Source organism: Senimuribacter intestinalis (genome assembly GCF_943192965.1).
Lineage (GTDB): Bacteria > Bacillota > Clostridia > Peptostreptococcales > Anaerovoracaceae > Senimuribacter > Senimuribacter intestinalis.
The window spans coordinates 12,704-25,973 of the sequence record NZ_CALPCF010000012.1 but is presented as its reverse complement, the minus strand read 5'-3'; the positions used below and the strand labels follow the sequence as shown (position 1 = coordinate 25,973).

Annotated in this window: 15 protein-coding genes; 11 read left to right on the top strand and 4 right to left on the bottom strand. The window is 43.2% G+C overall.

Annotated elements, in window-relative coordinates; translation table 11 throughout:
- Positions 1-24: 24 nt before the first annotated feature.
- Positions 25-1,002: an alpha-hydroxy-acid oxidizing protein gene (locus NFR88_RS10825; RefSeq protein WP_251615887.1), complete on the top strand. Its 978-nt coding sequence runs from the start codon at positions 25-27 to the stop codon at positions 1,000-1,002.
- 58 nt (positions 1,003-1,060) lie between these two features.
- On the opposite strand, the gene NFR88_RS10820 is transcribed toward NFR88_RS10825, so the two are convergent.
- The gene (locus tag NFR88_RS10820; protein WP_251615883.1) at positions 1,061-1,972 is read right to left on the bottom strand and encodes a D-2-hydroxyacid dehydrogenase; all 912 of its coding nucleotides are present in this window, start codon (positions 1,970-1,972) and stop codon (positions 1,061-1,063) included.
- A gap of 126 nt (positions 1,973-2,098) precedes the next feature.
- On the opposite strand from NFR88_RS10820, the gene NFR88_RS10815 reads away from it, so the two are divergent.
- The 9 genes from NFR88_RS10815 to NFR88_RS10775 all read left to right on the top strand — a co-directional run bounded on the left by NFR88_RS10815 (position 2,099) and on the right by NFR88_RS10775 (position 9,633).
- A complete protein-coding gene (locus tag NFR88_RS10815; RefSeq protein WP_160200376.1) occupies positions 2,099-2,647 on the top strand; it encodes a manganese efflux pump MntP in 549 nt (182 codons plus the stop codon).
- A gap of 12 nt (positions 2,648-2,659) precedes the next feature.
- Positions 2,660-3,367 (top strand): ribonuclease PH, encoded by a 708-nt coding sequence (gene rph, locus NFR88_RS10810; protein ID WP_160200375.1) that lies wholly within the window; start codon positions 2,660-2,662, stop codon positions 3,365-3,367.
- A 47-nt stretch (positions 3,368-3,414) separates the two neighbouring features.
- On the top strand, positions 3,415-4,017 hold the full coding sequence (locus NFR88_RS10805; protein WP_161909136.1) for an XTP/dITP diphosphatase: 603 nt from the start codon (positions 3,415-3,417) through the stop codon (positions 4,015-4,017).
- Entirely contained in the window at positions 4,018-4,845 is an 828-nt protein-coding gene (locus NFR88_RS10800; protein ID WP_160200373.1) for a YihY/virulence factor BrkB family protein, read from the top strand. It abuts the gene before it with no gap.
- Positions 4,842-5,555, top strand: coding sequence for a DUF1287 domain-containing protein (locus NFR88_RS10795; RefSeq protein ID WP_251615881.1), 714 nt, complete (start codon positions 4,842-4,844; stop codon positions 5,553-5,555). Before NFR88_RS10800 ends, NFR88_RS10795 begins: the two co-directional genes overlap by 4 nt.
- A 17-nt stretch (positions 5,556-5,572) precedes the next feature.
- On the top strand, positions 5,573-6,463 hold the full coding sequence (locus NFR88_RS10790; protein WP_160200371.1) for a diacylglycerol/lipid kinase family protein: 891 nt from the start codon (positions 5,573-5,575) through the stop codon (positions 6,461-6,463).
- A gap of 10 nt (positions 6,464-6,473) precedes the next feature.
- A complete protein-coding gene (locus tag NFR88_RS10785; RefSeq protein WP_251615879.1) occupies positions 6,474-7,118 on the top strand; it encodes a phosphatase PAP2 family protein in 645 nt (214 codons plus the stop codon).
- Positions 7,119-7,303: 185 nt separating this feature from the next.
- Positions 7,304-8,473, top strand: coding sequence for a G5 domain-containing protein (locus NFR88_RS10780; RefSeq protein WP_251615878.1), 1,170 nt, complete (start codon positions 7,304-7,306; stop codon positions 8,471-8,473).
- Positions 8,474-8,499: 26 nt separating this feature from the next.
- On the top strand, positions 8,500-9,633 hold the full coding sequence (locus NFR88_RS10775; protein WP_251615877.1) for a C40 family peptidase: 1,134 nt from the start codon (positions 8,500-8,502) through the stop codon (positions 9,631-9,633).
- A gap of 154 nt (positions 9,634-9,787) precedes the next feature.
- Here NFR88_RS10775 and NFR88_RS10770 read toward each other — a convergent pair whose 3' ends face one another.
- The 3 genes from NFR88_RS10770 to NFR88_RS10760 form a co-directional block, all read right to left on the bottom strand.
- Positions 9,788-10,231, bottom strand: a complete 444-nt coding sequence (locus tag NFR88_RS10770; RefSeq protein ID WP_161909141.1) for a hypothetical protein — start codon at positions 10,229-10,231, stop codon at positions 9,788-9,790.
- A gap of 4 nt (positions 10,232-10,235) precedes the next feature.
- On the bottom strand, positions 10,236-10,433 hold the full coding sequence (locus tag NFR88_RS10765; protein ID WP_160200366.1) for a helix-turn-helix transcriptional regulator: 198 nt from the start codon (positions 10,431-10,433) through the stop codon (positions 10,236-10,238).
- A 366-nt stretch (positions 10,434-10,799) separates the two neighbouring features.
- Positions 10,800-11,933, bottom strand: coding sequence for a 3-phosphoglycerate dehydrogenase (locus tag NFR88_RS10760; protein ID WP_251615876.1), 1,134 nt, complete (start codon positions 11,931-11,933; stop codon positions 10,800-10,802).
- 174 nt (positions 11,934-12,107) lie between these two features.
- On the opposite strand from NFR88_RS10760, the gene serC reads away from it, so the two are divergent.
- Positions 12,108-13,199 (top strand): 3-phosphoserine/phosphohydroxythreonine transaminase, encoded by a 1,092-nt coding sequence (gene serC, locus NFR88_RS10755; protein ID WP_251615875.1) that lies wholly within the window; start codon positions 12,108-12,110, stop codon positions 13,197-13,199.
- Positions 13,200-13,270 lie beyond the last annotated feature (71 nt).

The following is a 13,270-nucleotide window of genomic DNA, read 5'->3' as shown; positions in this document are numbered from 1 at the left end:
AATTGCGGAAAGGAGAACGCACTTATGGAAGGACATTGTAAGCTGTGCCCGCAGTGTAACGGCAGGGCATGTAAGAACCAAATTCCCGGTCCTGGAGCAAAGGGAATCGGCGATACGGCAATTAGAAATTACGATAAGTGGAAGGAAATTCGTATCAACATGGATACGTTGACCGAAAAAAGAGAAGTCAGCACAGCCTTTTCTCTCTTTGGAAAAACTTTTGCTGCGTCATTTTTTGCAGGTCCTGTCGGGGCAGTGAATATGCACTACGGCGACAAGTACAACGACTTGGAGTATAACAACATTCTGGTTCCTGCCTGTAAGGAAAGCGGCATTGCTGCTTTTACAGGAGACGGTATGGACCCGGAGGTGATGAAGGCTGCCAGCATTGCTATTAAAGAAGCAGGCGGTCTGGGTGTGCCGACAGTAAAGCCTTGGAACAAAGCCATGATTGCAGAAAAGCTGGGGTTGGTGAAAGAATCTGGGGCCTTTGCGGTGGCTATGGATATTGACGCAGCAGGGCTTCCATTTCTAAAAAATTTCCAGCCTCCCGCAGGGAGCAAGTCTGTGGAAGAGATGAGAGAAATTATAGAAGAGGCAGGAATTCCTTTTATCGTCAAGGGCATTATGACGGTGAAAGCGGCACGCAAGGCAAAGGAAGCAGGCGCTTCTGCTATCATCGTTTCCAATCACGGAGGAAGAGTACTGGATCAGTGCCCGGCTACGGCGGAAGTGCTGGAAGCAATCGCAGATGAAGTAGGCGGCTCCATGAAAGTGCTGGTAGATGGCGGAATCCGAGACGGTGTAGATGTGTTTAAGGCGCTGGCCCTTGGCGCAGATGCAGTGCTTTTGGCAAGACCCTTTGTCAATGCGGTTTATGGCGGAGAAGGACAAGCCGTAAAGGACTACGTTGCAAAGGTGCAGGCGGAACTTGCCGACACCATGGCGATGTGCGGGGCGTATGCCTTGGATGAGATTTGTAAGGATATGATTTGGAGATAAGATAGTAAAAAGCGCTGGCGTTATAAAGCTACCAGCGCTTTTAAAGTTTTCGATATAATTATACAATTCTGTTCAGTCTGCCGCCATCTAAGTAACTCTTCAGGTTGGCAGCGCAGATGTCGATGACTTTCTGTCTGGTCTCCTTTGGCATCCATGCGATGTGTGGGGTCAGAATACAGTTAGGCTGCCCAATGAGTGGGTGCGGCTCTTTCGGCGGTTCGCCGTCTATCACGTCTATGGCTGCCGCGGACAGTTTGCCAGAACGAAGTGCCGCCGCTAAATCTTCTTCGTTGATCAGTGCGCCGCGGGCGGTGTTAATCAGCACTGCGCCATCTTTCATTTCGGCAATCATTTTACTATTGACAAATCCTTTATTTTCAGCGGTCAAAGGACAGTGTAAAGTAACAAAATCAGATTTAAGAGCAGCCTCCTTGTTACGGCTGTAGACGTTGACAGTCATGCCAAAAGCTTCCGCAATGTGGGCAACCCGCTTTCCGATATTTCCGTAGCCGATGATACCAAGTGATTTGCCGTCTAAAAGAGTCAGCGGTTCTTTGATAAAGGTAAAATCGGGACTTTTGTACCACTGACCGGCTTGTACGGAACTGTCGTAGCTACCGACTCTGTTGGTCAGCTCCAAAATCAGCGCAAAGGTATGCTGTGCAACGGCATCTGTAGAATATGCAGGTACATGACATACAGCTATGCCAAGTTCTTTTGCGGCTTTGATATCAACATTGTCGTAACCCGTTGCGGTGACTCCGATAAATTGCAGCTTCGGACAGCTTTCCATAACTTCTCTGGTAATGAGACATTTGCTGACGAAGAAACCATCGCAGTCGCTGATGCGATTTACAATTTCTTCCGGAAAACTTCTGTCATAAGTGCAAAAAGTACCCAGCGCTTCGATTGGTGCCCAGGATAAATCTCCTGGATTTATAGAATATGCGTCTAAAATTGTTAATTTCATCGTATTGAAAACTCCTTGTTACATATTATAATTACAGATAGCTGTAATTAGTATACCACATCAGGGCTTGCGGGAAAACCCATAAAATGGTATACTATAAGGTAAAATTGGAAATTTGGAGAGAGTATGGGACTGATTGAGATTACTTTGATTGGCGTAGGTCTTGCCATGGACGCAGTGGCAGTATCTATATCTAATGCCATGATTTTTAAACCCCTTAGAAAAACTGATTACATAGCCATGATTTTGGCATTTGGCATATTTCAGGGGATTATGCCGCTGCTTGGGTACTATGCGGGATCTGTCTTTGCCAGATGGATTACCAAATATAGCGGAATCGTGATTTTTCTCATCTTAGGCGCCATTGGCGGCAATATGGTGCGGGAAAGTTTTCGGAGCGAGCCGTCCAAAGTGTATGATGAAAAAAGACTGACTGCAGGAATTTTGTTTTTTCAGGCAGTGGCGACCAGCATTGACGCCTTTGCAGTAGGAGTAGGTTTTTGCGCAGCCAGTGTAGCAATTTTGCCAACGGTAAGCCTTATTGCATCTATTACGGGTGTGCTGGTCTTTGGAGCAATCTTAGTAGGGAAGAAATTTGGAAATATTTTTGAGAGTAAGGCGGGTCTTTTAGGCGGTGTGATTCTGGTAATCATCGGAATTAAGGGCTTATTATAAAGGAGAAAAAGTATGAGAACAGATAGAGCATTTGATGTGACAAGAGAAGTAAAAGTAACTGACCATTATCTGATGAGTCCACAGGGTTCAGTTTTGATAGAGATGGGAAATACCAAGGTGATTTGTACTGCCAGTGTCGAGGAATCGACGGCAAAACACCTTGTGGGAACAGGAAAAGGTTGGGTGACAGCGGAGTACGCCATGCTGCCTGGCTCGACCGGAACAAGAAAAAAGAGAGAAAAGGGAAAGGCGGACGGCAGATCTGTGGAGATTCAGCGTTTAATCGGAAGGTCTCTTCGCTCTGTTGTGGATATGGAAAAGCTGGGAGAGAGAACCATTTGGATTGACTGCGATGTCATTCAGGCAGACGGCGGCACCAGAACAGCGTCCATTACAGGAGGCTATATTGCAATGGTACAAGCTATGCAGTGGATGAAGGAGCAGGGGTTGATTGAGGAAATTCCTGTCAGCGCTGCAGTTTCTGCCATCAGCGTGGGTATTGTGGATGGTGAGTGTATTTTAGACCTTTGCTATGAGGAGGATTCTCATGCTCAGGTGGATATGAACGTGATTATGACCGACAAGGGCGAGTTCATCGAAGTGCAGGGAACCGGCGAAGATGCGCCATTTACGAAAGTGCAGCTTCTTGAACTTCTTGATTTGGCAACTAAGGGCTGTAGCCAGCTACACCAGATACAAAAAGAAATCTTAAACAGATAAGCTGCCAAGAAGCGAAACCTGCGTAAATTAAAAGAAAGGACAAAATCATGGAAACCATTATTGCTGCTTCCAGAAATCAGCACAAAATCACGGAAATTGAAGCAATTACTAAGAAATTTGGTATGAACATCGTTTCGAGAGATGAGGCGGGCATTCCCAAATTTGAAATTGAAGAGGATGGAGAGACCTTTGAGGAAAACTCCTTTAAAAAAGCAAATGAAATTATGAAAGTTTGCGGTAAAATTACCATTGCAGATGATTCAGGACTGATGGTGGATTATCTTGGCGGTGCACCGGGTGTCTATTCTGCTAGATTTGCAGGTGAGGATGGAAACGACACTAAGAATAATGAGAAACTGCTGATGCTTTTAGAGGGTGTTTCCTATAAGGAAAGAAGGGCGAAGTTTGTATCGGTTATTACGATGGTCTATCCAGATGGCACACAACTGGCAGCTCGCGGTGAGTGCGAAGGTCACATCATTGATGCGCCAGTAGGTGAAAACGGATTTGGCTATGATCCCCTCTTTGTTCCTGACGGATATCAGAGAACTTTTGCGCAGCTTTCAGCGGAGGAAAAAAATCAAATCAGTCACAGAGCGAAGGCGCTTAAGCAGCTTGAAAAGCTGCTTGAAGAAAGGGAGAATATATAGTTGTTAAAAAATAGATGGATCAAGATGATTCTTCTTGGAATCAAGCAGTTTAGCGATCCTTATTATCAGGGCTTTGCAGCACAGATGTCTTTTTATATTATGCTGTCTTTGGTGCCGACCATTATCGTTTTGTCGCAGCTTCTCGGTATTTTGGACATTTCACTGGATTTTCTGGATGAATGGATAGGAGAATACGTTGCGCCGGGTATGGGTGACACTTTGCGGGGGCTGCTAAATTATAAACCTGCGACTACAGCTAATATTGTGCTGGTGATTATGGCTCTGTGGGCATCTTCCAGGGCTCAGTTTTCCATGATGAGAATTACCAATTATACCTATTCAGACGGTAGAACAACTGGGAGTTTTTGGGGCGAGAGGTTTCGTGCAGTGAAAACTATGGCGCTGACGGTATTTACTCTTGCTTTTGTCGCCATTATTCTGGTATATGGGAAACTGATTTTACAGCTGTTCCTCGGAAAACTTGTTGAAGGAACCATAATTGATACCTTATGGACCTGGCTTAGATGGCCTCTTGCGTGGGTTCTGTACTTTCTGATGGTTTCGTATAATTATTACGTTCTGCCAAGCGAAAAACTGCCGTTTCGGGAGATCCTTCCAGGAAGTATTTTGGGCGCGGTGGGCATGCTGGTTGTAACCATCGTGTACTCCTATTATGCAGACTACACGGTTAACTACGATATTATTTATGGTTCCCTGGCGAGCATGGTAGCTTTGTTGTTTTGGTTTTACTTTTTATCTTGGGTGCTTTGTCTTGGAATTCTGTTTAATAAAGTATGGAAGGACACAAAAGGAGGAACGGCACAATGAGACAAAGAAAATATCAGATAAAAGCGAGATTCTATGTATTTCTGTCATTGTTTCTGGCGGTTGCTCTAGGCGTGACTGCTTATGTGCTGTTTTCGCAGGACGAAATAGATTTAGCGCCTTCTAAGGAGATAGAGCAGGGATTTATGATTACTATGGCGGCAAGGGCTTACATCAGCAATGAAGAACTGCGATATGAAGATACTTATTTTGCCGGCGGCTATCCGCCTGATGATATCGGTGTTTGTACGGATGTGGTCTGGAAGGCGTTTGAGGGTATTGATGTATCCATTAAAGATTTGGTTGACGCAGATACTTACTACTATCCAAAGGCTTATGTAGACGTTATATCTATCAGAGATACCAATATTGACTTTCGTTTGGTTCCGCAGCTGGAACGGTTCTTCGAACGAAACTCCAAAGTGCTGAGTACAGATGTGGATAATCTGATTGTTTGGCAGGCGGGGGATATTGTGACCTTTGAATCCAGTCATGTAGCGATTGTATCCCCGTTTCGAAATCTTTGGGGAAGAAGTTATGTGATTCAACATGGGAAGGATCCTGCGGCAGAGGAAGATCGTCTCTTTGCAGCAGACGGTATGAAGGTCTCAGGGCATTTTCGCTGGGACGAAAATGTAGTAAAGAGGATTTTATGGAATTGGCCGATTGAGGAACAGGAGGAAGCTAAGCTGTATATTGATATAGAAAGATAGAAAGGAACACGGGATTGATGAAAAAGGTATTAGTGATTTTGAATCCTTGCGCAGGAACAAAACAGGCAAACAAACATTTTGTAGAGATAATTGATATTTTTTGTAGGGCAGGTTTTGAGACGGTAGTAAAGACGACTGCGGCAAGAGGTGACGGCACGGAGATTGTAAAAGGACAAGCGGCTGATTTTGATTTAATCGTGTGCATTGGTGGCGATGGAACATTCAATGAGGTAATAGATGGGCTGCTGCTGTCGGGAGCAGACAAGCCTATTGGATATATTCCAGCTGGCAGCACCAATGATTTTGCAAACAGCCTTCACTTATCAAAAGATATTTTGCAGGCGGCAAGAGACATCGTGTCAGGCGAGGAACGAGCACTTGATATCGGCAGTTTTAATGGGAGATATTTCTCCTATGTTGCATCATTTGGTGCGTTTACCAAAGCTTCCTACGAAGCGCCGCAAAGTATCAAAAATGCTCTGGGACATTTAGCATATATTTTGGAAGGAATTAAGGATATTCCATCCATTAAGCCTCTCAGGTTGTGGCTGAAAATGGAGCAGGGCATCTATGGGGGTGATTATCTCTTTGGTGCAATTTGTAATTCCACTTCTGTGGGAGGTCTTTTAACTCTTGCAGATGATTTGGTGGATATGAATGATGGTCTGTTCGAGGTACTTCTCATTAAGGCGCCGTCTAACATTTTAGAACTAAATCAGATTTTGTTAGCACTGACTACACAGAATTACAGTTCGCCAATGCTGTCCTTTTTCAGCAGCGGTAAGCTGGAAATTACTGCGGACAAAGATATGCCTTGGACACTGGACGGGGAATATCAGGAAGGCTGTGAGACTATTGAGATTAAGAACATACAAGGCGCCATTCGGTTGATTGTGCCGAGGAGGTAAGAGGGTTGCTATGAAAAGAGGGTTTGTGATTAAGGAATACGGTCATGTGCTGCTAATTTTGTATGTGCCAGTTTATTTGGTTGGATTTTTTCTAATGGAGCAGTGTGTGCCGGAGACGGCGGACTATTGGGTGTCCTACTGCTTTCTAGATGATTTGATACCATTTAATGAATGGTTTATTATACCTTACTGCCTGTGGTATCCGCTTTTGTTTGTGACGGGATTTTGGCTTTTATTGCGTGATGTGCAGGGTTTTAAGCTGTACATGTATTGCATTATTATCGGCTTTACTGCAAGTATTATATTTTGTCTGATTTTTCCTAATGGACAGGATTTGCGGCCGGAGACTTTTCCTCGGGAAAATCTTCTGACGCAGGTAGTTCGGCTGATTTATGAAGCGGATACGAATACAAATGTGATGCCCAGCGTTCATGTAGAGGGTGCTATTTTTGCAGCTATGGGAATTTGTACCACAAAGTCGATTGAATCTATGTCGGTAAAGGTAACAGCAGTTGTGATTGCAGGACTGATTTGTATGGCTACCTGCTTTGTGAAACAGCACTCGATTTTAGATGTGTGTGCAGCAATCGTACTATGCGTGATTATTTATTCTATTTTGAGAATAAATATGAAATACAAAACTGTAAATTCTTAAGAAATATTAAGAAATATTAAATCACCATAAACGTTGAAATTTAAACGTTTATGGTGATTTTTGTTTGTGAAAATTGTGTGAAAAAACCGTATAAAACTTGACTTTTTGATGCATATAAAGTAGGATAATAGCTGTGAGACAATTGAAAAACATGAAAAGGAAATAGTATTATGTCAAATCATTCTATGACGAGAGTCAATACTAAAATCAAAAGGGTGTTTAAAGCAACTGCCTCAGTTCTATTGATTATGTCCATGATGTTCACGGTTGTATTTGGTTTTACTGGTACGGCTCATGCGGCAGATCAGTTTGAAACCGAGTTATGGGCGGTCGTAATTGGAGATGAAGAAGTATTATATGTGGATTCTGAAGAATCTGCCAATCAGGTAATAGAGGGGTTATCGAATTATTACCTGTCCAAGGGCTCCAATGTACTGGAAGTACAGTTTGACCCTATCATTGAAATCAAGAAAATTACAGCCTACATTGATGAAGAGTTTTCGGCATTCAGTAGCAATGCCAGAACAATAGATGTGGAGGAAGCCATTGCTAAACTCAGCGAAGGTAAGGTGGAATATTACGTTTATAAGACAGAGGAAGGGGATACGCTGAAATCCATTGCAAAAGAAAAGGGAATTTCTGCGAAGAAGCTGGCGTCTTTGAACTTTGGTGAGTATGACACCGATGAGACTATCAAAGAGGGCACGTATATGGTACTGTATTCAGAGGTTCCATATGTAGAAGTAACGACGGTGGAAGAAATTATATCTACGAAGTCAATTGACTATAACACTGTTTATAAGAAGACAAGTTCTTTGACCAAGGGAACACAGAAGGTGAAGACCAAGGGCGTTAAAGGCAAGCAAGCAGTGACGGAAAAAATCACCAAGGTAAATGGCGAGGAAACAAATAGTGAGTTGATTTCTAAGCAAACTATCAAGAAACCAGTGGACAAGGTTGTACTGAAGGGTACAGGTTCTGTTACGGCAAAAGCTGGCAAGACTTTTGATTTTGTCGAAGGTTCTGAGGTTGTAGAATATGCGAAGCAGTTTGTTGGGAATCCTTATCGTTACGGTGGGACTAGCTTGACAAACGGAGCTGATTGTTCTGGATTTGTATATGCTGTGTATAAGCACTTTGGCATTGATTTGCCACGGACTGGGCAGTCTGGTGTTGGAAAAGCAGTTTCTTATAAAAACGCAAAGAAGGGCGATATCCTGATTTATTCCGGGCACGTTGCTATTTATGCAGGAAACGGCAAAGCAGTTCACGCAGTGAATGAAAGACTGGGAATCAGAGTTACCAGTGCAACTTACACAGGTCCGATTATTGGCGTGAGACGCATTCTTGACTAAGAGCAAGAGAAGGATTAAAGAGAATCATGAGTTTAATAGAACGAATTAAATCAAAAAAATATTTGATTGCAGGGATAGTTATCCTTGCAATCACTGTTTCAGCCGCATTTTGCGCATCCACAATTAAAGCTAATGCCAGCGAAGATTACTGGGATGTAAAGATTGGCGAAAACACAGTTGCGGTGCTTACATCTGAATCAGCAGCAAAGCAGGTAATTCGTGCGGTAAAGAATCACTATGTGCAAGAGGGGGCTATTGTAAAAGCCATCGAATGCACACCGGAAATGACTGTAGAGATGAAGGCTTACAAGGTTTCAGAAAAACCAGCAGTATCTGACGTGGATGAGGCGGTAGACTATATTCTTTCCGGAACAAAAGAAAAACTGACGTATACTGTAAAGAGCGGCGACAGCCTCTGGAGTATTGCGCAGAACTATGACTTCACAGTGGAAGAGGTCATGGAAATGAACCAGGACAATGACTTTTCTACGATGTATCCGGGAGATGAGATTCGGCTCTATGAGATGAAGCCGATGGTAGACGTTTTCGTAACGCAGGAAATTACTTCGGAAAAAAAGATTAAGTTTAGAACTGTCAAAGAAACTTCTTCAGAAGTTTTAAAGAATACAACGGTTGTAAAGCAGGAAGGCACCTATGGTAAGAAAAAGGTTACCGAACTGGTGACTTCCAAAAATGGCATTGTTACAGAGACCGAGGAAATCAACTCGGAAGTGATTAAAAAACCGAAAAAACGGATTGTTGTAAAGGGAACCGGTGTGCTTGCTGCACCGACTGGTGGTAAAACTTATCAGGGAAATGGTTCTGCAATTGCAAATTATGCGCTTCGCTTTGTGGGTACACCGTATGTGTACGGCGGCAGCAGTCTGACGCAAGGTGCAGATTGCTCAGGCTTTGTTCTTGCGGTCTATAAGTATTTTGGAATTACCATGGCGCATGATGCTGGTGCAATGAGAAACTACGGAAAGGAAGTTTCTCTCAGCGCGGCGATGCCGGGAGATTTGGTCTGCTATTACGGGCATGTAGCGATTTATATCGGCGGCGGGCAAGTTGTCCATGCGGTCAACGAAGGCATGGGTGTTGCGGTAACCGGCGTAAGCTATACAGGACCAGTTATCTGTGTGAGAAGAATTGTAGAATAAATTAAATACGCAAAAATGCAATATGAGGCAGATTCTTAGGAATCTGCCTCTCTACTTTTTAAAAGCCCATGACTGGAACGTTTTCCTGCGTTCTGCTGACATGGATTTGTATCATACAACATAAGAAAGAGACTGAGTCCGACACAATAGGACATTACATCTTCTTTTCAAGGATTTTGTATGCAACGAGAAATATAATCAGTTCCACATACACGCCTGCAAGAATCAGCATGGATGGCAGGATATAGTTCAGTGCAGTGAGTACAAAGATGAGAACTGCAGAGAAAAGAACAGAACCAAAGGCAGCCCAGGACATGGCATAGCGGGTAATCTGCACATTTCTCTCGTCGTTTCGCTCTATTTCACGCTGTTTCCTCTTTTCGGCAGAGCCAAAGTGGCAGCGAAGGGTATTCAAGACACCGATGGCAAGAAAAGCACTGCCCATGCCGGTGAACATACCTGCCAGCATCTGCAGATGATGTACATCCTCTGGGGTAATATAGGAATACCAAATCCCAAAGGCGATAGCAACGACACCGGCAATGATTAAAATAAGATTGAACACGGGATTATCTTTCCCCAATATTTTACACAGCATAGTTTTATTCCTCCTCATAAATAAAGATATCTTCGATAGACAGCTTAAAGTATCTGGCGATTTTAAATGCAAGCAGTATAGAGGGATTATATTTCCCGTTTTCCAGTGAACTGATAGTTTGGCGAGAAACTTCCAATGCCTTTGCCAGTTCATCCTGCTTGATCCCCTTAGTCGTACGAATTTCTTCTAGACGGTTTTTCATATAGTAACTCCTTTTGAATCCGCATGTAAAGCTAGCTTTACATAGAGTATACGATATTGAGAAGGATATGTCAAGTAAACTTTACAATTTTTCTCCGCCGTGAAAAAAATCACTGTAATACCTTCAAAATATTTTAGAAGGGCAGGTATGGATCTGCCTGGGGAAAGGTTTCAAAGATTGCTAAAAGACATTGGCAATGACAGCACTGACCAGAGAGATGTCATAGACGCGGCTTGGCATATCATCTTTGTTTCCAACTTGGATGATGCTGAATACTCTATTTTTCTTACTCAAAATAATCCTCCTTATAAAATAGCCCGGTCTGATGACCGGGCTGAAGTATATCTTCATAATGAATTTTGCGAATTAGATAACTCTGATTTTGATTACACCTTCAGCAGAAGGAACATTTGCAACAGCTTCGGCTACATTAGCCAGTACGTAGCCGTATGCGCCGCGAACATTGCCGGAAATTGCAGTAACTTTATAGTTTGCAAGTAAATCAGAGGCCAGCTTCAGCGGATTTTCAACGCCCTTGGTTGCAATGGCAACTCTGCAAGCACACGCTTTTGCACCTAAGTTTACAGCAGGGAAGTTTACTGAGTTTACAATATTTCCATTTTCGATATAATCCATGGTCTGTTCTACCGCCATGGTTGCACAGTTGTCTTCTGCTTCAGCAGTAGATGCGCCAAGGTGAGGCAGACAGATAATATTTTCCTTGTTCAGTACACCGTCTGTTGGGAAGTCGGTCACATATTTGCCGAGCTTTCCTGCTTCTAAAGCAGTCAGCAGGTTAGCTTCGTTTACTAGCTTATCTCTGGAGAAGTTGAGCAGGATTGCACCGTCCTTCATCAGTGCGAACAGTTCTCTGTTGAACATGCCTTTTGTAGAATCCATAGCAGGAACATGGATGGATATGTAATCACACAGAGGGAGTAGATCTTTGACATCTTCTTTAACTTCTATGCAGGAGCACAAATTGTGCGCTGCTTTCACGCTGAAATATGGGTCGTAGCCAATTACTTTCATGCCTAAATCAGCGGCGGCGTTAGCAACCAGCACGCCGATAGCGCCAAGACCGACAACTCCGAGAGTTTTTCCCTTTATTTCAGTTCCTGCAAACTGACTCTTTCCTTTTTCAACTGCTTTACCTACATTTTCGGTCAGGGTCCCCGCCCATGCGATGCCTGCAGGAATATTTCTGGCAGCAAGGAACAATCCGCCTAGCACCAGTTCTTTTACAGCGTTGGCATTAGCACCTGGCGTGTTGAAGACAACGATACCTGCGTCAGCGCATTTCTCAAGGGGAATGTTATTGACACCCGCACCTGCTCTTGCAATGGATAAAAGACTTTCAGGCAGCTGCATCTCGTGCATGTCCTGACTTCTTACCAGAATACCGTTTGCCTCAGAAATATCGTCAGAGACTGTATATTTATCAGAAAGGTGGGCAAGTCCCACGGGGGATATTTTATTTAAGGTTCCAATTTTGTACATGTAAAAGTACCTCCTAATGTATTTTCTAATTTAGAAAAATTATAACACCTTACCGCTTTACTTTCAAGGATTAAAGTGTTATAATAAGAAAATATTCGTTCTTATGTGGGCTAAGTGCAAATTTTGCTTTTGGCTGCGTAAGATAAATTCAAAAAACTAATGGAGGGCGACGAAATGACAAAACCAAATCGTGTATTTAACTTTTCCGCTGGTCCATCGATGTTACCACTTTCTGTCATCGAGGATGCAGCAGCTAACTTGGCTGATTATAAAGGTTGCGGCCAGTCAGTAATGGAAATGAGTCACCGTTCAAAAGAGTTTGGAAAGATCATCGAAGATGCAGAAGCTAACTTAAGAGAAATCATGAATATCCCTGATAACTACAAAGTTATGTTTTTACAAGGTGGAGGAACTCTTCAATTTGCAATGGTGCCATTAAACCTGCTTAGAGCCTCTAAAAAGGCTGACTACGTAGTAACAGGATCCTGGGCAAAGAAAGCATACCAGGAAGCTTGTAAATATGGGGATATTCGCGTAATTGCAAGTTCAGAAGAAGATACTTATACATATATTCCGAAATTCTCGAAAGACGATATCAGACCGGATGCAGACTATGTCTATGTCTGCTACAACAATACTATCTACGGAACGCACTTTAATGAGGTGCCTGATACAGGCGATATTCCGCTGGTAGCCGATATGTCCAGCTGTATTTTGAGCGAAGAAATTGATGTCAGCAAGTTTGGACTGATCTTTGCCGGCGCACAGAAGAACGTAGCGCCTGCAGGTGTAACTATCGTTATCATCAGAGAAGACCTGCTGGGATTTGCAGATGAGAAAGTACCGACTTATTTGGACTACAAGATTCATGCGGATAAGGATTCCATGTATAATACACCGCCATGCTTCCCGATTTATATTGCTGGTGAAGTATTCAAGCTAATCAAAGAGATGGGCGGAGTGCCGGCAATGCACGCGGCGGATGTTGCCAAAGCAGAGAAGCTTTATAACTATATCGACAGTAGCGCCTTGTTCAAAGGTCCTGTAGCGAAGGAAGACCGCTCCCTGATGAACGTGGTATTTGTAACAGGTGATGCAGAACTGGATAAGAAGTTTGTTGCGCAGGCCAAGGAAGAAGGCATGGTAAACCTGAACGGTCACAGAACTGTAGGCGGTATGAGAGCCAGCATTTATAATGCGATGCCGATGGAAGGTATTGATAAGCTCATCGCATTTATGAAGAAGTTCGAAGAAGAAAACAAATAAAGTATGCAGAAGGAACTGTTTCAAAATTAGTTTTGCTTCTTTTGCACCATTTTCCTTAAAAATACCGAAAA